This is a genomic window from Thermogemmatispora onikobensis (assembly GCF_001748285.1).
Taxonomy (GTDB): Bacteria; Chloroflexota; Ktedonobacteria; order Ktedonobacterales; family Ktedonobacteraceae; genus Thermogemmatispora; species Thermogemmatispora onikobensis.
The window spans coordinates 63,159-82,825 of sequence record NZ_BDGT01000001.1; the positions used below are offsets into that span (position 1 = coordinate 63,159).

At 61.8% G+C, this 19,667-nt stretch carries 17 protein-coding genes; 12 read left to right on the forward strand and 5 right to left on the reverse strand.

Annotated elements, in window-relative coordinates; genetic code table 11:
- Window positions 1–31 precede the first annotated feature (31 nt).
- Entirely contained in the window at window positions 32–1,177 is a 1,146-nt protein-coding gene (locus tag BGC09_RS00215) for a class II histone deacetylase (RefSeq protein WP_069801187.1), read from the forward strand.
- A gap of 149 nt (window positions 1,178–1,326) precedes the next feature.
- On the forward strand, window positions 1,327–2,346 hold the full coding sequence (locus BGC09_RS00220; protein WP_069801188.1) for an EamA family transporter: 1,020 nt from the start codon (window positions 1,327–1,329) through the stop codon (window positions 2,344–2,346).
- 55 nt (window positions 2,347–2,401) lie between these two features.
- On the opposite strand, the gene BGC09_RS00225 is transcribed toward BGC09_RS00220, so the two are convergent.
- Both BGC09_RS00225 and glgB read right to left on the reverse strand, forming a co-directional pair.
- Window positions 2,402–3,193: an LOG family protein gene (locus BGC09_RS00225; protein WP_439959660.1), complete on the reverse strand. Its 792-nt coding sequence runs from the start codon at window positions 3,191–3,193 to the stop codon at window positions 2,402–2,404.
- Between the two features lie 161 nt (window positions 3,194–3,354).
- Window positions 3,355–5,406, reverse strand: coding sequence for a 1,4-alpha-glucan branching protein GlgB (gene glgB, locus BGC09_RS00230; protein ID WP_218103907.1), 2,052 nt, complete (start codon window positions 5,404–5,406; stop codon window positions 3,355–3,357).
- Between the two features lie 665 nt (window positions 5,407–6,071).
- Here glgB and BGC09_RS00235 point away from each other — a divergent pair.
- The 4 genes from BGC09_RS00235 to BGC09_RS00250 all read left to right on the forward strand — a co-directional run bounded on the left by BGC09_RS00235 (window position 6,072) and on the right by BGC09_RS00250 (window position 9,942).
- Window positions 6,072–6,434 (forward strand): TraR/DksA family transcriptional regulator, encoded by a 363-nt coding sequence (locus tag BGC09_RS00235; RefSeq protein WP_069801189.1) that lies wholly within the window; start codon window positions 6,072–6,074, stop codon window positions 6,432–6,434.
- A 386-nt stretch (window positions 6,435–6,820) separates the two neighbouring features.
- Window positions 6,821–7,459, forward strand: a complete 639-nt coding sequence (gene lspA / locus BGC09_RS00240; protein ID WP_069801190.1) for a signal peptidase II — start codon at window positions 6,821–6,823, stop codon at window positions 7,457–7,459.
- A 100-nt stretch (window positions 7,460–7,559) separates the two neighbouring features.
- Window positions 7,560–8,498, forward strand: a complete 939-nt coding sequence (locus BGC09_RS00245) for an RluA family pseudouridine synthase (RefSeq protein ID WP_069801330.1) — start codon at window positions 7,560–7,562, stop codon at window positions 8,496–8,498.
- Window positions 8,499–9,072: 574 nt separating this feature from the next.
- Complete coding sequence (locus BGC09_RS00250) at window positions 9,073–9,942, forward strand: FG-GAP repeat domain-containing protein (RefSeq protein WP_069801191.1); 870 nt, start codon at window positions 9,073–9,075, stop codon at window positions 9,940–9,942.
- A gap of 506 nt (window positions 9,943–10,448) precedes the next feature.
- Here BGC09_RS00250 and BGC09_RS00255 read toward each other — a convergent pair.
- Complete coding sequence (locus BGC09_RS00255) at window positions 10,449–10,814, reverse strand: HU family DNA-binding protein (protein WP_052889087.1); 366 nt, start codon at window positions 10,812–10,814, stop codon at window positions 10,449–10,451.
- 297 nt (window positions 10,815–11,111) lie between these two features.
- Between BGC09_RS00255 and BGC09_RS00260 the strand changes: the two genes are divergently transcribed.
- The 4 genes from BGC09_RS00260 to BGC09_RS00275 are packed head-to-tail and all read left to right on the forward strand — an operon-like array spanning window position 11,112 to window position 15,323.
- The gene (locus BGC09_RS00260; RefSeq protein ID WP_176728801.1) at window positions 11,112–11,822 is read left to right on the forward strand and encodes a GntR family transcriptional regulator; all 711 of its coding nucleotides are present in this window, start codon (window positions 11,112–11,114) and stop codon (window positions 11,820–11,822) included.
- An 8-nt stretch (window positions 11,823–11,830) separates the two neighbouring features.
- On the forward strand, window positions 11,831–12,883 hold the full coding sequence (locus BGC09_RS00265) for an ADP-ribosylglycohydrolase family protein (protein WP_218103909.1): 1,053 nt from the start codon (window positions 11,831–11,833) through the stop codon (window positions 12,881–12,883).
- Window positions 12,880–14,355 (forward strand): purine-cytosine permease family protein, encoded by a 1,476-nt coding sequence (locus BGC09_RS00270; RefSeq protein WP_069801193.1) that lies wholly within the window; start codon window positions 12,880–12,882, stop codon window positions 14,353–14,355. The genes BGC09_RS00265 and BGC09_RS00270 overlap by 4 nt, the downstream gene beginning before the upstream one ends.
- A complete protein-coding gene (locus tag BGC09_RS00275) occupies window positions 14,352–15,323 on the forward strand; it encodes a PfkB family carbohydrate kinase (RefSeq protein ID WP_069801194.1) in 972 nt (323 codons plus the stop codon). The genes BGC09_RS00270 and BGC09_RS00275 overlap by 4 nt, the downstream gene beginning before the upstream one ends.
- 121 nt (window positions 15,324–15,444) lie before the next feature.
- On the opposite strand, the gene BGC09_RS00280 is transcribed toward BGC09_RS00275, so the two are convergent.
- Together BGC09_RS00280 and BGC09_RS00285 are read right to left on the reverse strand one after the other, a co-directional pair.
- Window positions 15,445–16,032 carry an SLOG cluster 4 domain-containing protein gene (locus tag BGC09_RS00280; RefSeq protein WP_069801195.1) on the reverse strand — a complete coding sequence of 196 codons (588 nt, stop codon included), beginning with the start codon at window positions 16,030–16,032 and terminating at the stop codon, window positions 15,445–15,447.
- A gap of 75 nt (window positions 16,033–16,107) precedes the next feature.
- Window positions 16,108–17,301, reverse strand: a complete 1,194-nt coding sequence (locus BGC09_RS00285) for a tyrosine-type recombinase/integrase (RefSeq protein WP_069801196.1) — start codon at window positions 17,299–17,301, stop codon at window positions 16,108–16,110.
- A 397-nt stretch (window positions 17,302–17,698) separates the two neighbouring features.
- On the opposite strand from BGC09_RS00285, the gene BGC09_RS00290 reads away from it, so the two are divergent.
- Both BGC09_RS00290 and BGC09_RS00295 read left to right on the forward strand, forming a co-directional pair.
- Window positions 17,699–18,346, forward strand: coding sequence for a hypothetical protein (locus tag BGC09_RS00290; protein ID WP_069801197.1), 648 nt, complete (start codon window positions 17,699–17,701; stop codon window positions 18,344–18,346).
- A gap of 85 nt (window positions 18,347–18,431) precedes the next feature.
- A complete protein-coding gene (locus BGC09_RS00295; RefSeq protein ID WP_141727563.1) occupies window positions 18,432–19,574 on the forward strand; it encodes a hypothetical protein in 1,143 nt (380 codons plus the stop codon).
- Window positions 19,575–19,667: the final 93 nt, after the last annotated feature.

Genomic DNA, 19,667 nt, shown 5'->3' on the forward strand with positions numbered 1-19,667 from the left:
AGCCTTCTGATCTGAAAGATGGAGTGAACGGATGCCTGCGGCGAACTCGACCAGTGGTCTCCTCTTTGACGAGCGCTTTCTGGCCCACGACGCCGGGGTTGAAACGATTGTGCAGATGCGTGAGGGGAGCTTTGAGCTGGACCCTGAGCCGCATCCTTCGGATCTGGCCATTACCAGGCGCACCTGGCAATTCTTGGAGCGTTCCGGGCTGCTGGGGCGCATGCGACGTCTGGAAGCACGGCCAGCCCGTGAGGAAGAATTGCTTGTCTATCACACGCGCCCCTATCTCAATGGTCTGCAAGCCCATGCGGCGGGTGGTCCACGGCAAGGAGACTGGGGCGAAATCGATGAGGACACACCAGTGAGCGCCAGCTCCCTGGAGGCCGCGGTATGGGCTGCCGGCGGGGCCTGTCAGGCAGTGGAGGCTGTGATGCGTGGCGAGGTGCGTAACGCCTATGCCCTCCTGCGACCTCCCGGTCACCATGCCGAGCGCGAGCGGGCCCTGGGTTATTGCATCTTCAATAACGCGGTCATTGCTGCCGAGTATGCGCGCCACACATATGGGCTGGAGCGCATTCTGATTATCGACTGGGATGTCCACCACGGCAATGGGACCCAGCAGGCTTTCTACCTGGACCCGGGAGTCCTCTTTCTTTCCCTGCACCAGCACAACTGGTATCCCCGTCACTCGGGTGAGCTAGAGCAAGTCGGCGCGGGCGCGGGCGTTGGCTATACCGTCAATATTCCTCTGCCACCGGGGACGGGTGACCGTGGCTACATTGCAGCCTTCGAGCAGCTGGTGCTCCCGATCGGCCTGCGCTATCGCCCGCAGCTCATCCTTGTCTCGGCAGGGCAAGATGCAAGCTGGCTTGATCCGCTAGCGCAGATGATGCTCACTCGGGCCGGCTATCGGCGCCTGGCCGAGCTGGTGGTCGCCCTGGCCGACGAGGTCTGCGAGGGTCGCCTGGTGGCTCTACAAGAGGGGGGATACAGTCGCGCCTACGTTCCCTACTGTACCGCGGCGATCGTTGAGGCTTTGCTCGGTATCGACCTTGGCATAGTCGATCTCTATGCCGGTGCCTGGGAGCTGGAGCGCAGCGCGACTATCTTTACGCGCGCGACGCGCCAGGCTCTGGAGCAGGCCCGGCGTTGGCACCGTCAATGGTGGCCACTATGAGACGAGTGCTGACAGGAGAGAGATGGGAGCTGCTGCAGTGCAGAGCAACCCGCCCCGGACTCCGGGTGCCGAGCGCGGGCGACGCGGGGGACATCTGGGTTGCAGCAATAGAGCTGCTCTGGCTGAGAAAGGATGATCGAGTGTTGGACATGAAGGGTGAGGGGCGCGGGCGCCTCCGGGGCTATCTGCTGGTTGGGTTGGCCTCGCTCCTCTTTGGTCTCAATGGGAACCTGGCGCGCAAGCTGTTCGATGAAAGCGCGTTGACGCCGCTGACGCTGGTGGAATGGCGCATGCTCATTGGGGGGGCATGCCTGCTGGTTTTACTGGGAGTGGTTCAGCGCGGAAAAGTGCTGCCACCGCGCCGAAGTTGGGGCTGGCTGCTGGCTTTGGGCCTGGCGATGGCGCTGGTGGCCTATAGCTACTTCATGGCTATTAGCCGCTTGCCGGTGGCCATTGCCCTGGTGATCCAGTTCAGCACACCGGCCTGGCTGGTACTTGGCGAGGCGCTCTGGCGACGCCGCTGGCCGGCCCTGCCGGTTCTGGGGGCTTTGCTCCTGGCGGGAAGCGGCCTGGTGCTGGTGACGGGAGCCTGGCAGCAGCGGTTCCTGCGCCTGGATGCCCTGGGGCTGCTCTATGCGGTGCTCTCGATCCTCTCCTTTGCCGCCTACCTGCTGTTGGGGCGACGTGTCGGGCGTGAGCTGCCGGCCCTGAGCGCCACGACCTGGGGGGCGATTGTTGCCGCCCTCTTCTGGCTGTTTGTGCAGCCGCCCTGGCGCATCCCGCCGGCCAGCCTGCAGCCGGGCCTATGGCCGGCGCTGGCGGCGGTTGGAATCCTGGGCATGGCGCTGCCGTTCCTGGGCGAGCTGGCGGCCCTGCGCTACCTGGACGCGGCCAGGGTGGGCATCGCAGCGATGCTGGAGCTGGTAGCCGGCAGCGCCATCGCCTACCTCTGGCTTGGCGAAGCCTTGACCCTTGATCAGTTGGTCGGCGGGCTGCTTGTCATGCTTGGAGTGGGCCTTCTTCATTACGAGGAGCTCCGTCGCCATGCTGGCAGCTCCTCCCCACAACCAGGGGGAGCGCCCGCCGACATGACGACTGGAGGCTGCAGTCAGCCAGGTCGAGGGGAGGACCCGCGAGACCTGGCTGTCGGTCGGGTCCCCGAGGGCTAGGGCGCATCGGGAACGGCGAGGTGAGGAGGAATGGCCGCCGGGAGCGAAGGAGGACTCAGCGAATCGACTTCTCGCGATTCGGGTCCTCGCGCTCCTGACGGTAGGTCTCGTAGGCCTCGCGCACCAGGCGGCAGATTTCCCGGGGATCATCCGAGACGCACAACAGCTTGGCATCGCCTGGGGAGATCTTGCCCTCGGCCAGCATCGTGTGGTGCAGCCAGTGCAGTAAGCCACCCCAGTAGCGAGAGTCATAGAGAATCACCGGGAAATGGCTGACCTTGCGCGTCTGTATCAGTGTCAGGGCCTCGAACAGCTCATCCATTGTTCCAAAGCCGCCCGGGAAGATGACAAAGGCGTTGGAGTACTTCACGAACATGGTCTTGCGGACCATAAAGTAGCGGAAGTCGATGGAGATATCCAGGTAAGGATTGGAGGCCTGCTCGAAAGGGAGTTCGATATTGCAGCCGATGGAGAGATTGCCTCCCTCCTGAGCCCCCTTGTTGGCGGCCTCCATGATGCCTGGCCCACCCCCGGTGATAATCGCGAAGCCAGCCTGTGCCAGCAGGCGCGCGGTCTCCACAGCGGCGGCGTAGGCGGGATCATTGGGCCGCGTGCGGGCCGAGCCGAAGATAGCCACAGCTGGCGGAATATGGGCCAGCGCATCGAAGCCGTTGACAAACTCGCTCATAATGCGAAAGACGCGCCAGGGGTCAGTGATGGTAAAGTCAAAGTGGAGCGCGCGCTCCAGGGCGTGCTCATCGGCCTGGATCTGCTCGCTCGGAGGTGGCTCCGAAGGACTCACCAGCGGACGGGTTGGGCGCGTCAGCAGGCGCTCATCCTCGGTCATGGGCCGGCGCTTGCTCTGGAACGAGCCAAAGCGCTCCGCCGCTTTGCGGTTCCGCTGGTTAAACTGGTTCCCTTTTGGCGACTGGTGCTGCGACGGTGAATGATTATGATTGCGACTCATCTCATCGTCCTTCTTCCTCACGAATAGTGCGGTCCCTCTGCTTAATGCTCTGGAGGGTGGTCGGGCTGGCCGGCGTCTGCCGCAGTCACAGCGGAGGGCGAGCCGAAAGGGCGCCACTTTAAGACAATGGTGGAGAGCGGCGGCAACGTCAGCACGATGGACTGCGGGCAGGACTGCCAGGCGATGGGGACACTGGGCAGCGGCTGAGGATTGCCGAGGCCACTGCCACCGTAGCGCAGCTCATCGCTATTGAGTGCCTCATAGTACTCGCCGGCCAACGGGGCCCCAACGCGGTAGCCGAAGCGCGGCACCGGTGTAAAGTTACAGATAAAGATGAGCGTTTCCTCTGGGCGCCCGCTGCGGCGTTGGAAAGAAATGACGCTGTTCTCGCTATCGTGGCAATCGATCCAGGCAAAGCCCTCCGGCTCGCAGTCCAGGCTGCTCAAGGCTGGCTCCTGCAGATAGAGGCGATTCAGGTCGCGCACAAAGTCGCGCAGCTGGGCATGGTGCGGATCGCTGGGTGGTTCCAGCAGGTGCCAGTCGAGGCTCTCACGATAGTTCCACTCGCGCCACTGGCCGAACTCGCCGCCCATGAAGAGCAGTTTCTTGCCCGGGTGCCCCCACATGTAGCCCAAGAAGGCGCGCAGGTTGGCGAAACGTTGCCAGAGGTCGCCTGGCATCTTGGTCAACAGCGACCCCTTCATATGGACCACCTCATCGTGAGAGAGGGGCAGCACGAAGTTCTCGGAGAAAGCGTATGTCAGAGAGAACGTAATATTATTGTGATGATAGCGGCGATAGATAGGATCAAGACGCATATATTCAAGCATATCATGCATCCAGCCCATATTCCACTTCATGCTGAAGCCCAGCCCTCCGACATAGGTGGGGCGTGAAACCAGCGGCCAGGCAGTAGACTCCTCGGCGATGGTCAGAGCGCCCAGCTCCTCGGCGTAGACGGCCTCATTGAGTTGGCGCAAGAACTCGATGGCCTCCAGATGTTCGCGTCCGCCGTAGCGATTTGGGACCCACTCGCCGGGGCCGCGCATATAGTCCAGATAGAGCATGGAGGCCACAGCATCGACGCGCAGCCCATCGATATGGTACTCGCGTAGCCAAAAGAGCGCATTGGCGATCAAAAAATTGCGCACCTCACTGCGACCGTAGTTGAAGACCAGCGTGCCCCACTCGCGATGTTCTCCCTTGCGGGGGTCAGCGTACTCGTAGAGGGGGGTACCATCGAAGAGGCGCAAGCCGTGGGCATCCCTGGGGAAGTGGGACGGCACCCAATCGAGGATGACGCCAATACCTTGCTGATGGAGATAATCGACAAAGTACTGGAAATCCTCCGGGCTGCCGTAGCGACTGGTGGGAGCGTAGTAGCCAGTTACCTGGTAGCCCCACGAGCCATCAAACGGATGCTCCGCGATTGGGAGCAGCTCGATATGGGTGAAGCCCAGATCCTTGACGTAGGCAGCCAGGGCATGTGCCAGCTCGCGGTAGGTCAAAAAGCGATCCTCCTCAACGGCGCCGGGGCGATGGCGCTCGGGGACGTGGCGCCAGGAGCCGAGATGCACCTCATAGATCGAGAGGGGGGCGGAGAGGCGCTGGCGCGCGGCTCGCTGGAGTATCCACTCCTCATCGTGCCAGCGATAGCGATGCAGATCGGTGACCATGCTGGCGGTCGCAGGGCGCAGCTCAGCGGCAAAGGCGTAAGGATCGGCCTTTTCCAGCACCTGGTGGTCCACCCGCGAAACAATCGCGTATTTGTAGAGCGCACCCGCCTGCACACCGGGGACAAAGCACTCCCAGACGCCCAGCTCGCGGTGACGGAGCTGCATTGGGTGAGCGAAGCGGTTCCAGCCGTTGAAGTCGCCGATGACCGAGACCGCCTCGGCATTGGGGGCCCAGGTCGCAAAGTGCACCCCGCTGACCCCATTGACCACACGTGGGTGGGCGCCCATCTTGTCGTAGAGACGATACTCCCGACCCTGCCCAAATAGGTAGAGATCGAACTCACTGAAGAGCGAGGGGACTGACTGACCGTTGGTCGGCTGCTGGGCGTTCGCTCCATCCTCAGAGACTGTTGACATGGCCTTGCATTCCATCCAGGCGCGAGATTGGTTCCGGGTCAATGCTGCTTGTTAGTGGTGGTGGTGGCTCTTCCTATCCAGAGCACAGAGAACAATTCTAGCATAACACAGAAGGCAAGAGAGGGCCTCCCTTCTTTCCCTCTTGTTGGGACTCTGGGCTGGGGGCCTGGCTGGGGAACGGCAAACAAGGCGCGGAGGCCAGGGAGGGGAGAACGACTTGTCTTCCCCGGGATTTGATGTACAATTTGAGGACATGTGAGTGATTCGGATGCAGCAACCTCTGTGCGGGCCGGCGCGTGTGCCACTGCTGTGGGCGGAGCGCGTGAGGTGCGAGGGACCTCGCCGCTCTCCCTCCCTGCCAGTCTGAGCTTCCTGTACAGGGAGAGAGACCGCCGAACTGAGAGGCAAGCGAGCAAAGGGCGACAGAAAGACTCGCCTGTCTCTCCTGAGAAGCTGGCCACTCATCAACCAGATGAAGCGAGCGGAGGTGAGCGCCGCTCTGCAGAGCAGTGGGAAAGGAAGAGCAGCGGGAAGGAAGAGCAGGGTCACGAGCGCGTGAGCGAACGCGGAAGAGCTTGCCCTGTCTGATTGGCGAGCCTGTGATGGGGGAGGGGGTCGGTGGCTGGTTTTCAGGAGCATGGCATGATCACAAAGGAGGCCAAGTCATGAGCATCGACCTGGCAAAAATGAAAGCATTGCTGGAGGCAAAGCGTGACGAGCTGCGGGCGGATATCGCCCGGTTGACTGCTCCTCCGGCCCCGGTGGAGCTACTGCCCCAGGATAATGAGGACTCGGCAACCGAGATACAGACCTATCAGCAGGAGCAGTCGATCCTCGAAAACGAACAGGCCCTGCTGGCGGAGGTCGAGGCGGCACTGGCCCGCATTGAAGAGGGGACCTACGGGCGATGTGTGAGCTGCGGGCGTCCCATTCCAGAGAAACGCCTGGAGGCCATTCCATGGGCGGCGCGGGATGTGCAGTGCGAGGCTCAACGCCAGGCTGGTCGCGAGAGCTTCGCGGGGGGCTAGCCTCGGGACAGCGCAGCAGCAACGTCCTGGCCTCTCAGGCCCCATAGCCTCGGCTCAGTAGATTCCACCCGCTTGCGGGGCGAGAGGAGAAGGCCAGAGCTGCACGATGCTCTGACGATTCCACGTCTTGCCAGCAGCCTGGTGGCGTGGCAGGCAAGGAGCGGTCCTGGCAGAACGGCTGCGAGCCTGCTTGCGGGCCGCTCCTTTTCAAGTCCGAAAAAATCGGCTACAATACAAGAGCCCTTACGAACGTGTGTCCAAAGGAAGACTGGTGGTGCAGAAACACGCGCCCGAGCAGAGGCGGACGAGTGCAGTTTCTCTAAAGCGTCAGGGGCCTGACAAAAAGGTTGGAGCGAACGAGAGAAAGAAAGGAAGAACGAAGAGCAGTGAGCGCGCGTCGCGCACGTCTCTATGATCTGCTAGCCCTGCTGGTGATGGCCCTCGTTGTTGGCCTGGACCAGTGGACCAAGGCGCTGGTGGTCAGCTATCTGAGTCCTCCCGATAGCGGACGGGTGGTTCCGCTGCTGGGCGACTATCTCTCCCTCTATTATACTCGCAATAGCGGAGCGGCCTTCGGGCTGTTTGCCAACAGCGTGGTGCTGGCGGGCCTAATTGCTGTGGCCGTAGCGGTTGTCATCACGCTCTATCTGCGTGGCTTGAACTCGGGGCCGCTGAGCTACAAGCTGGTCTTCGGCCTGATCATTGGTGGGGCAGTTGGCAACCTCATTGATCGTGTGCGGCATGGTGGCTACGTGGTTGACTTTATTCTCTTCCGCATTCCTCAGATCGGCTTCCGGTTCGCGGTCTTTAACCTGGCCGATGCAGCCATCACGGTGGGGGTCATCCTGCTGCTCTTGCTGATGGTGACAGGCGTGTTACCGCGGGCCTCTGGCCCCGCTTCCGGTGAGCTGGCTGCGGGGCGGCAGAGGAGGGCAGAGACGGAGATCGACAGCGTTCAAGCGGAGCAGACAGCGACCTCGCCGACGCTGGGTCCGGGGCAACCCCCGGCTAATTCTCACTCCTAAAGCGATGTCTTTGTTGAATGCTCAACGTGGAGAGAGCAGAGGAAGGAGCATGTCAGCTACTGAATCCACCTTCTCTCATCCCCAGTCACAGCAAGAAGCCATGTCAGCAGCGTCTCGCCATGAAGTGCGCAGGTACGAGGTCGGCCCCGAAGAGGCCGGCCAGCGTCTCGATCGCTTTGTGCAACAACAGCTGGCTCCGCTCTCGCGGACAACAGTGCAGCGTCTCATCGACGAGGGAGCGGTACTCGTCAACGGGGAGCGCGAGAAGGCGGGCTATGGGCTACGGGTCGGAGATGTGGTCGAGGTGCTCTGGCAACTGCCCCAGCGTGTGACGGAGGTGGCGCCGCGGGCCTTGCCGTTGGAGATCCTCTATGAAGACGAGGACCTGCTGGTGGTCAATAAGGCTGCTGGCATGGTGGTGCATCCTGCTCCTGGGCATGAAGAGGATACGCTGGTCAATGCGTTGCTGGCCTACCGCCCTCAGCTACGCGAGGTTGGCAGTGGGGAGCGTCCTGGCCTGGTCCATCGCCTGGATAAGGATACTTCGGGCCTGCTGCTGGTGGCCAAGCACCAACAGGCGCTGACAGTCCTGGCCGAAATGATGCAACGGCGCCAGATCCACAAGCGCTATCTGGCCCTGGTGGTGGGCCAGGTGCCACTTGACCAGGGCACCATCGAGGCCCCCATTGGACGCGACCCGCGCAATCGCCAGTTGATGACGGTGACGGCCCATCACAGCCGCGAGGCACGAACCCATTTCCGGGTTGTGCGTCGTTTCGCGCAGCATACGCTCTTATCGGTCGAGCCGGAGACGGGCCGCACGCATCAGATTCGCGTGCACCTGAAGGCTATTGGCTACCCTGTGGCGGGTGACCCGGTCTACGGGCGCAGCGGCCACCGCTTGCCGGGTCTGACGCGCCAGTTCCTCCATGCCGCGCAGCTTATCCTGCCCCATCCAATGACCGGGGTGACGCTGAAGCTAGAGGCCCCGCTGCCCGCTGATCTGCAAGCCGTTCTGGCCAGGGAAGCGTTGCTCTGAGGGCAGATGATTCGGCTCGCCAGGCGCTCTCGGGTCCTCCGGCCCACCCCCCGGAAAGTTGCTTATAGGCCCCTGGCGAAAAGCAGGGGGGGATGCTACACTATCCTCAGCGAAGGGAGCCGGGCTTCCCCCACCGGAGTGAGAGAGAAGCCACGGCTGGCCAGGCCGGAGGGTTCAGCGCTGCTCGCTGCGCGAGTGTCTGTCTCGTGCCTTGAGCTTCGCTTCGTCCATCCATAATGTGGTTGCTTCCGATGGCAGCGCTTCAGTGGCGGTAGCTTCTCGCCTCGATCAGCTCGCCGCGAGCGCATGCCCTTGCTCTACTACCCAAATCGGTGAGACGGATACAGCACCAGCGTCCTTGTTTCTCCTGATGATCGCTTATAGGAAGCTTTTCTCGTCCCCTTGACTAGAACTTATGTTCTATGTTACCCTGGCAAGAGAAGAAGAGAAGAGCCGACCGGTGGAAGCTGAAGAAGGTGCTCCGACCGCTGTCGCTATTTCTGAGGCACTGCCCCTGGCAGTGCGGGCTTGTCTGAGAGACTGACGCTTGACGAGACGAAAGGAGAACCAGGCTATGCCTGTACTTGAAGCAACTGACAGGCTCACTCCCAAGAGTGCCCTGCGTCATCGTCCTCTGCAATCGGAAAGCGGATCGGAGCGAGCGGCGGGAGCCACGGGAGCCGGGGGGCCAGTGGCACAGCGCGCCTCGCGTCCACGTCCGACGCTGGCCGATGTAGCGTCCGAAGAGGTAGCGGAGTGGAAACGGGTCGGGGGTGAGGGAGACAACCGAGCTGGGCCGAAGCGCTCGCTCAAGGGGCCAGGCCGGACCATGAGCGGATCGCGAGCAGCCTCCACAGGGGATGCCGCTACCACGACAGGGACTCCTGCCGGGCAGCGTGGTCCAGTGGCAGGCCCTGCGCCGGCCCAGGAAGGGAAGACTACCGCCGGGCGGCAGCCGCGGCGCGGCTGGCTGCAGGCCCACCCCTTGCTCTATCTTGGATTGGGGATGCTCTGCATGCTCCTCCTCTGGTGCGTGTTACTGCCGCTGGTCTCCTGGGGCCAGACGACGCTGGATGACCTGCGCTACGGTCGCCCGCGGACCTTCCAGATCGATGCGTTTGTGGGACACAATGAGACAGCGGGGGTTCCAAGCCACTTTATCGCACTCAATCTGAATGGGCACATCGAGATCATTGAGCTGCCAGGAGGTGATCCGGCGCATGCCCGCATCTATGGCGGTCCCCAGCTCTATGACCCAGATGCCGACCTGGTACCAGTGACCCTCAGTTTTGCCGACGTCAATGGCGATCACAGGCCGGATATGCTGGTGCATTTCCAGAGCACGCGCCTGGTCTTCATTAACGATGGCAGTGCCTTCCGTCCGCTGCGTCCTGATGAGCGACCTGCTGTGCTCCAGTATCTAGAGCGCCATCCCAATCTCTAGAGGCAAGCACTGCGGAGCAGGAAGCCCTCCCCGCAGAGGAGCTACCCCAGGTACGAGAGAGAAGGGACCGCTGTCGCGAGCTGCTGGCGTTGCAGTGTCAGGAGCAGCTCACGGCAGCCAGTCCCTTCGTCCCTGCCTGAGTATGGACCTGGCCGCTGCGCCTCGGCTCCACCCAGCCCGGTGTGCCGCGTTGAGGCTGCGCCAGACCGGAGGAGCATCCGGCCAGCTGAGCCGTAGACTTGCCCCTTCGATCTATGGGCTGACCCTGACCTCGATGCTCAGGCTTGTCGATCCGAGGCCAGCCAGTCCAGTCGGCAGCTACGGAACCGGACCTACCAACTCGTCAACCGACTCCTGATAGGTTGCTGACAGCCTCGTGCGTGCGTGCGTGCATTGGCCATCTGGCCAAGCGGGCCGCTGGCAAGATCCAGGAGGCCGGTTCTTTCTCCCAGCAGTGTGGAAGGTGGGACAGGCACAGAGAACCGCGGGAGGGGAGGGAGGGCACGTTAGTGGTGTCGCCGCTCTCCCTGCCGCTCACTCTCCCCATGCGCTCGTCCCTGTTGCCCCCTGGCCGCCTGAGCCAGGACAGCCCCCACGGAGAAGCCGACTCGTTTGCGCGCGGGAATAGTAATCTGCTGCCCCCCACGGATGGATTTGACCTTGCGCGGAGCAACGGTGCGCAAGCTCCAGGTGCCGAAGCCCATCAGACGCACCTCGTGCCCACGGGCCAGTTCCTCGCGCACGACTTCGGTGAAGGCGTCGATCACTTTGCCCGTCTCCTTGAGACTGAGGCCGGCCCTGGCCGCCGTCTGGTGAATCAGCTCGTCTTTGCCAATGACACTGTGATGCTTTTCAGACGAGACAGTGGTCATATCGGTTATTCCCTCCTTGTGCTAACGAAATGGCGCTGCTGAAGGCCCAGTGCGCCGCAGGGCGCCCCTTCACAACGCTTCTTGACGCAACACACGTTCCCGGTTTCGGTGAGTGTCTTTGGTCTCTCAGCGACTCACCATGCTGCCGCATTGTGTATGGGAATGGTGTTACCATCCATTTCCACTATACAGAGCCTCACCAAATACCGCAGGAGAAAGCTCCTAGCACTCCCCTTGACATGCTAGACAGGGATGGCTACACTTGTCTACAAGATGTCTAGACAGAATAGAGCCTATGTGCAAATCTGTGCTGCCCTTGAGGAGGAGATCCGCAGCGGGCGCCTGCCAACAGGCCAGCGACTACCGGGCGAGTATGAGCTGGCGCGGCGCTTCGGCGTCAGTCGCATGACCGTGCGACAGGCGCTGGCGGAGTTAGCGCGTAAGCAGCTGATTCAGACGCGGGCGGGTTCGGGCAGCTATATTACCTTTGATCACCGGCCCCTGGACTGGAGCCAGGGCTGGTCTCGGGCGCTGATGCGTCAGGGAGCGCAGGTCACGACGCGCGTGCTCTACTTTGGAGCAGTTGTCGAACCCGAGCTGCGGGAGCGCCTGCAGGTAGAGGCGGAGCGCTTCATTGCTCTGGACCGCCTGCGTCTGCTGGAGGGACGCGAGCCGATTTCGCTGGAGCGCAGCCGCATTCCGCTGACGGAGCAGACGAGCGCTTTGTTGGATATTGATTTCGCCCATGAGTCGCTGATGGAGGCGCTGACGGGGCGTTTAGGACTGATCCCTGCGACTGGAGAGGAGTGGGTGGAAGTGACGCGCCTGCGCACTGAGGAGGCTCATCTCTTAGGGAAGGCGATTGGGGAGGCATTCTTACTGAGCCGCCGTGTCACACGCGATTGCACGGGGCAGGTAATCGAGCATGTTGTCAGTTTGCTGGACCCGTTGCATTTCCGCCTCTATATGACCTTTGATCTGAGTTCGAACGAGCGACAGCGGAGGTAATAACAGCCATGCCTGAAGCGTGTGCAGCAGCGAGATGCGAGCAGCCAGAGATGGTGCGCCGGGCGCAGGGGACCATGCTGGGGTTGGCTATTGGTGATGCCCTGGGAATGCCGACGCAGATGCTCCCGCGCCCGGTGGTCGCCCGCCTTTTTCCGGCCCTGGAAGGGTTTGCCCCTGGTCCCCTGCAGAACGCCATCAGCGCTGGCCAGCCGGCGGGCCGGGTGACCGACGACACGCAGCAGGCTCTCCTCGTAGCGCGCCTGCTGGTGGAAGGTCGGGGCCATCTTGCGAGCGCGCGGTTCGTGGAGGAGCTGCTCCGCTGGGCCGAGCAGGCGGAAGCCGACGGCAGCGAGCAGCTTGGGCCATCGTCGCGGCGAGCTTTGGAAGCGGTACGGCAGGGAATGGCTCCGGAGGACGCCGGGCGGCGGGGGGATACGAATGGGGCCGCCATGCGCATTGCCCCCGTGGGAATCGCCGTGCCTCTGGAGCCGGTGGAGCGCTTTCTAGAACGAGTAGAGGAGGTCTGTCGCCCGACGCACTTTACGGGTCTGGCAATCAGTGGAGCGGCGGCGGTGGCGGCGGTCATCAGTGCAGGACTGGCGGGGGCGAGCTTTGGGGAGGCGGTCAACGAGGCGCGGCGGTTAGCGCGCCTGGGGCAAGAGCGTGGGGCCTATGTGGCGGGGGCCTCGGTCGCAGAGCGGCTGGTCTGGGCTATGGACCTGGTGAGCCAATTAGATGAGGAGAGTGCCCAGGATGCGATTGTAGATCTGGTTGGAACGGGCGTAGCAACACAGGAGGCAGTGCCGGCGGCCTTTGCCGTTGCAATGCGCTGGCGGAGCGATCCCTGGCGAGCCTGTCTGGTGGCGGCTCGTCTCGGCGGTGACAGCGATACCATTGCGGCTCTGGTGGGGGCCATGCTTGGTGCCTGCTCTGGTCTGGAGGTTTTCCCGGTCGAGGCACGCACCACGGTGGTGCAGGTCAATGCTTTAGACATCGACGGGTTGGTCAGCGAGCTCTTGGCTTTGCGGACCCGCTTGCAACAAGAGGAGGTACGCTTGTGAGCGTGCAACAACAGCGACAGCCGGAAGCTGATCGTCCTTGGGCGATTGAACTCCACGGGATTGATCCCATTGGGGACGATGAGCGTCACGGTGCGCCCACAGAACTATTTTGGGTCTGGTTTGCCGCCAATATTGGAATCCTGGGCATCGTCTACGGTGGCATCTTGACTGCTGCTGGTCTCAATCTCTGGCAGAGCCTGCTGGTCGCGGTGGTCGGCTCCGCGGGGTCTTTTGTACTCGTCGGCGTATTGAGTGTAGCTGGCAAGTGGGGAGGCGCACCGATGTTAACGTTATCACGCGCTCCCTTTGGGACACGTGGCAATATGGGGCCGACGCTCATCAGCTGGGTCAGCCTGGTCGGCTGGGAAACAATTACGGTGATTACGGCTGCCTATGCGCTGCTCGGGTTGCTGGGTCTGCTGGGGCTGCCCACGACTCCTGTCTGGACGCTGGTCAGTCTGGTGGTAGTGGCATTGCTGGTGGTGCTTTTTGGCCTGCTCGGTCATGCGACGCTGGTCTGGATTCAACAGGCGGCGACCTGGATCTTTGGCCTGCTGACCCTGGTGGTGGTGCTCTTCTTGCTGGCAAAGACGGACTGGGCTAAGACGCTGGTGGCTCCACCAGGTCCCTGGGATAGCGGAGTGCTGGCGACGTTGAGCATTGTGATTGCCGGCACGGGCATTGGCTGGGCTAACGCCGGCGCGGACTATACCCGCTATCTGCCGCGTGCAAGCAGTGGCCGCGCTATTGTCGGCTGGACGGTGCTGGGCGCCACCCTCCCGCTAGTAGTGCTGATGATGACAGGGGTGTTTTTGTCGAGCCGCTTGCCCAATTTGACGAGCGCGACAAACCCGATTACGGCCATCGGTCAGGAGCTGCCGCCCTGGATGGCGGCCCCCTATCTGCTGACGGCGGTCGGTGGCTTGATCGCCTCGGCGGATCTGTCGATCTATTCCTCGGGGCTGAATCTGCTAGCGCTTGGGGTGAGGCTAGAGCGCTACAAGACGGTGCTGATCGATGGTGTGCTGATGGTAGTCGGGGCTGCCTACGTGATGCTGGTGGCCCAGGATTTCTTCGGGCCGTTCGAGAGTTTCCTGCAACTGCTCTCGGATGGACTGACGGCCTGGGCGGCGGTCTTCCTGGTGGACATGCTTCTGCGTCGCACCTATGACGCGCAGAGCCTGGTAGAGACCGGGCCGGGGAGCCGCTACTATTATCGCGCTGGGGTGAACTGGCGGGCGGTGGTAGCCTGGCTGCTTGGCATCGGCGTTGGCCTGCTCTTTACGGTCTCGCCCTGGTTCACTGGCCCCCTGGCACGAGGAATCTTTGCCTCTAGTAGCCTGGGCTATCTGCTGGGTTTCGTGGTGAGCGCACTTGTGTACTGGCTGCTGGAGAGAGGGCGGGAGGTGGTACTGGAGGCAACAGAGGCTGAGCCAGCCTCGGAGTTGCCAGGCGGAGGGAGATCTGTATGAGCCGGCTGCGACTGCGACCCAGGCGTCTGGTGCTGGTGGGCAGTGTACTGGTAGATCTGCTGCTCTATGTGGAGCGCTTGCCCGAGCGCGGTGGCGATCTGCTGGCGGAGCGCACGTTGCAGGCGGTGGGAGGGGGCTTCAATGTCCTGATTGGGGCACTGCGGCTGGGACTGCCGGCGGCTTATGCTGGCCGCATTGGAGATGGACCAATGGGACAACGGGTGCGCGCTGAGTTAGCGGCGGTGGGCATCCCGGTGCTGCTGCCTCCGGTGGGAGGGCGAGACACTGGCTTTGATATTGGGTTGGTTGAACCGGATGGCGAACGGACCTTTGTGACGGCGCCAGGGGTGGAGGCAGAGCTGAGTCTGCCTGAGCTGGAAGGGCTGGCCTTGCAGGAGGGAGATGCGGTCTACGTCTCGGGCTATGATCTCTGTTACCCCCTCTCGGGGGCAGCTCTAGAAGCCTGGTTGCCTGGTTTGGCACCTGGGTGCCTGCTGGTGCTGGACCCGGGGCCGCTGGTCGCTGCCATTCCTAGGCTGCGGCTGGAGCAGGTTTTGCGCCGGGTAGACGTCCTGAGTTTGAACGCCCGCGAGCTGCGGCTGCTAGGCGGAGAGGAGGAGCCGGTCCGGGGAGCAGAGCGTTTGTGTGCCTGGCTGGCTCCGCAGGGCATTGTTGTGGCACGGGTGGGGGCTGAGGGCTGCTGGCTGGTGAGCGCTGAGGGATCGCCGTCCAGGATTGCAGCCAGGCCAGCGCGGGCCGTAGTGGATACGACGGGGGCAGGCGACGCGCATGTGGCAGCCTTTCTAGCGGCGCTGGCACGGGGACAGAGCCTTGAGGAGGCGGCCTATGAGGCCAATGTGGCTGCCTCGCTGGCGGTGGAGCGCGCCGGGCCGGCCACAACTCCAACGCGGGCCGAGCTGGAGATGGCCCTGGTGGAGGACAGAAAGAGAGGGGGCGCGTGGGAATAAATTCCCCCTGGCGCTGGTTTTCTGTGGGTGGAGTGCTCCAGAGTTCTCCACTCCACCCTCTTCCTCTCTCTTCGGATGCCCTCGCTTCCCTATGTCGCTGTCGGTACAGCTCGGTGCTGGCTCACTCCAGACACTGCAGAACGAGCGAGAGCAGCCTCGTCGGGTCCTCTTCGAAGAGGACCGGCGAGGCTGTTTTTTTGCGCAGGCGGGGATACCAGGTGGGCAGCTCATCGGCCAGGCCACCGCTGCCAACAAGGACGCCAATAGGTTTCCCCTCATAAATCAGGTTGGTAAATTCGTTGAGGGTGCCCCAGCCGCCGCTGATGATGAGGCCGGCGTCACTGTTGACGGTTGAGATGACGTTACGGTATTTGAGGCGCGCGCCCCAGTCGCGGTCGGGCGTTGTCGGAGCCAGGCCGAAGAGATCGTGATAGCCGGGGGGAACATAGATGAGACGGTGGTAGATGCCGACGTCGTCCTGGGGGTAGGCGCGGCGATGCTCGTCTAGGTTGAGCGCTGGGGTGAAGCCCCAGACCTCGGCCCCATGCTCGAAGGCGGCGCGGGCAACAGCATAGGGCATGCCACTGCAAGCACCGGTGATGACGATGCAGCTGCGTTCAGCCAGAGCCTGGCCCAGCTGGCGGGCCAGACTGAGGGCGCGCTCGCTCTCGACGATGTTGGAGCCGTAGACGCCAATTTTGAAGGGCATCGTTCCCTCCTCCTTCTTGGCTGTTGTCTGCTGGATGGTTGTTGGCACTGCTCTGTCTTGCCACTGCCTGCTATTTTAGTCGTCTGACCCAGGAGCTGGAGAGGGAAACAGGCCCTCGTTGGCGATCTCGGAGGCGACGTAGTAGCGCAGGACCATCGCGGGTGAGTTCCAGCCACCAGCTTGCTGAAGTTGAGCCAGATTGCGCTGGCGGCTGGCGTGGTAGGTCGCCCAATAGTGGCGGCAGTCGTGGGGAGAGAGGTGGTCGATGCCGAGCTGGTCACCGAGGTCTTTGAGTAGCTGCTCGACCAGGCGTGTGCTCAGGTGGCGGCCTTTGTACCCTGGGAACAAATAGCGCTCGCTGGCGACGTCGGGCAGGTAGGCGCGCAAGGCCTGAAGGCAATCGGCGGTGAGACGATGCGTCTGCTCTTTGTCGACCTTTTCACGGTAGAAGCGCAGCAGGCCGCGATTGAGCTGCACATCTTTGACCTGCAGAGCTACGAGCTCGCCGACACGTAGCCCCAGATCGAGGAGGAGACAGAGGATGAGGCGGGCACGTCGCCCCTGGGGAGTGCTGGTGTCGTGGCAGCCTTTGAGCCAGGCCACCTGCTCCTCGGTCAGGAGGTTCGGCTCGGCTTTTTTGGCACCGCGCCGGGTGATGGCCCGCTGGCGATCGATCTGGCGCCCTTCCTTATGACGGTAGCCCTGGACGCGGCTGATGCGATAGAGTTCCTCCTGGGAGAGGACGCCGGCGTCGGCAGCCAGGCGGCAGTAGCGCTTGAGGGTGGAGAGACGTACGTTCATGGTGTCAATGGCGTAGCCCTGGCGCTCCATCCAGCTCAGAAAGAGCTGGATCAGACCAGCGCTGACAAAGCGCCAGGTCGAGGCTTCGAGAAAGAGGGCCTGAGTGAGGGTGGCGACGTCTGTTTGCAGGCTGACCCCAGTGGCGCGAGTTCCGGCCTCAAGGCAGAAGGTGGCGAAGGCTTTGAGATCCCAGAGCTGACGGATGCGCGTATTGTGGGCCTGCCGCCGATGGTAGCGCGCAAAAACTTCGTGCTGGGCATAGAGATCCGCCATGTCGGCGATGCGCCGCAGGAGGTCCAGATCCTCCCCTGCCAGGGCGCCCAGGCCCTCGCCCGTGCTGTCCTCTTCAGAAGCAGGTGGCGTGCCCTGTCGTTCGCGCACGACTCCAACCAGGACAGGCTGCGCCAACGAGAGCAGGGCTGCTGCGTTCTGACCGGAGAGATGGGAGGCCGTTTTCTTCCTGCTCATATTACACTCTATTCTTCCACAATATATTTTTGTGCTTATATGAAGTGTAAAACGTAAAGAGAAGATTTGTCAAGGGCTGATTGCTGAGAAATCAGCCAGGCGAAGCCCTGCCACCAGTTCTGTTCACAGAGACTGCTTGCTGCTCGCAGCGTGATGTGGGGGGAGGCTCTGGGGCGTGGGTCAGGCTCAGGCGCAGGGCGGGCCAGAGGAAGGAGCGACTGCCAAGACTGCTGTCTGCCTGGGGATAGCTTTTCTTGCCTGCTGGGGGGAGGCAGGTAGGCAACAGTGGAGTAACGATGGGCTGTCAAAGAGGGACTTGCCCCCAGGTATTGATAGAAGTATACTAGCGCGTAGAGTTAGTATAGTCATGCAAAAGATAGCTGGAGGAGTCTAGAGCATGAGACCTGAAGGCTCTGATAACAGTGGTTCTGCAGATGAGAACATTAAGGTCTGGCCTGGCACGTGGACAGATACTTCTCACACGATGAGCTTTGGAAACCAGAAGAATGAGGATATTCAGGCGGCAGCCATGCTGGCGCTCAACGGTGTCATCGACGCGCTCAACGCCTTCTCCTTTCTCCATGGAGCAGTGAATCTGGCGAATGCCCTGTCAGACTTCTCTGACAATCTCGGGGTGTCTCTTGGGTGTGTTGCTGTCGACTTAAGCGTCGTTGCCAGTGGTCTGCTGGAAGCAGCTGAGGCTTTTGCGTCGCTGGATCAGGCGCTGGCCAATATGTGGGCCGGTCTGCAGAAGCAATTGCCTTACTTTACGACAGGAACAACCCTGACGCCGGCGGTAGTGTCAACCTTTAGCCCGCTGACCATCCACCCGGCGTCTCAGCCAGATCCGATTAGCAGTTTTTTTTCGCAGGCCTGGCACACGGTGACCAGTTGGACGAGCGACGCTCACGACTGGGTCTACTCCCACGTCTCTTCTTCCGGCGCTCCCCAGTGGGCGGCAAACGCAGCCGCCGCCGTGGTCGCGGTGACAGTCTTTGTGGGACTGCTCTTGCTTGTTCCAAAGCCGGTACCTCCCTACGTCTGAGCTTGCCGATTCCATGCCGTATCTGGACCCGCCGACTCCTTATTCCGCTTGTTGTTTCTCGAAGCCACATGAGAGGAGCAAGAAGATGGTTGGAGGACCTCTACCCCCTCCGCTAGTCATGGTTTCCTATCCGGAGGTACCGGCTGATCTGGCAACCAGGCTGAATGATTTGATCACAGCCCTTCAGACCAGCAGCGGCCAGTTGCAGGGTTTCTCTGGTCTGATGCAGGATTTTATCGGCCAGGTGCACAAGGCCGTCGAGCACGTGGCAAGCATTTCCGAGGGGCATAGCACGCAAACCTTGCTAGAGACCTGGCTGCTTTCTCTCAACGATAGCTCGCAATCTCATAGCGGTATGAGCGAGGTGGCCTCGCACCTGAGCAGTCCTCTCTCATCCCTCCAGGAGCAAGTCCAGGCCGTTAAGAGTGGTATGAGTCTCATCACGGAGCTGCAGGCCAATGGCGGGCGAGTGCCGAGAACGGCGGCTGATGAGGTACAGAAGGATATTGACGATTTTAACAACGCGCTCAATACTATCAGTATAGCTCTGGATGGGGCTGCAAAGCTCATCAAGGCCCTTAATGATACCTGGCCCCGTACCTGCGCTACAGGTTTTACGCCTGGCAACCGCTACCCAACGTTTGCGCCTGGTTCCTTTGACCAGCATATGATGAAGATGAGCGGAGACCTCTCTGGAGCCTTCAACAGCTCTGCTGGTCAGAGGATTATCAACAAGCTTGGCGAAGAAGAAGGCCAGACGCTCATTGCTCTGGCTCAGGCGAATGGCGCTGATCTGGACCGTGTTGCCCAATTTGTTGACCAAGGAGCAGACCCTCAGCTGATCGATTGCTGGATTCAATCGGGGCATCCTGCCGATGTCATCGACTTAGGGAGGCTGCGAGAGTTCTATGTCAAGTCTCATCTCGATACCCTGATTCCTGACTACGGCGGCGATGTGCAAGAGCAGGTGAAGCTCTCTGTGGAAGGGGCAAGTGCCAGGGCAGATTTTGTGACGAGCAACGCTATTATTGAAGTATCAGGGGGCCCTCGCCTGAGTACTAAGGTGCTAAACGACAAAATGAAGCAGTTCTCTGTCTATAGTAAGATCGCTTCCCAAACGGGAAGGAGGGTCTACTTCCTGTGGGACAAGAGCTCGGGCGCACCAGTTCCTCCAGAGCTGCAGAGGCAGGCAAAGCGCTGGGGCGTGACGATTGTAGAGTTCCCCTAGGAACGGGGTGGGGACTGTGTACCTGGCCTGGCATGCTGTGAAGGCCAGGTCGCCGCTCCGCTGGGCAACCTGTTCTGTGAAATGAGAACAGAG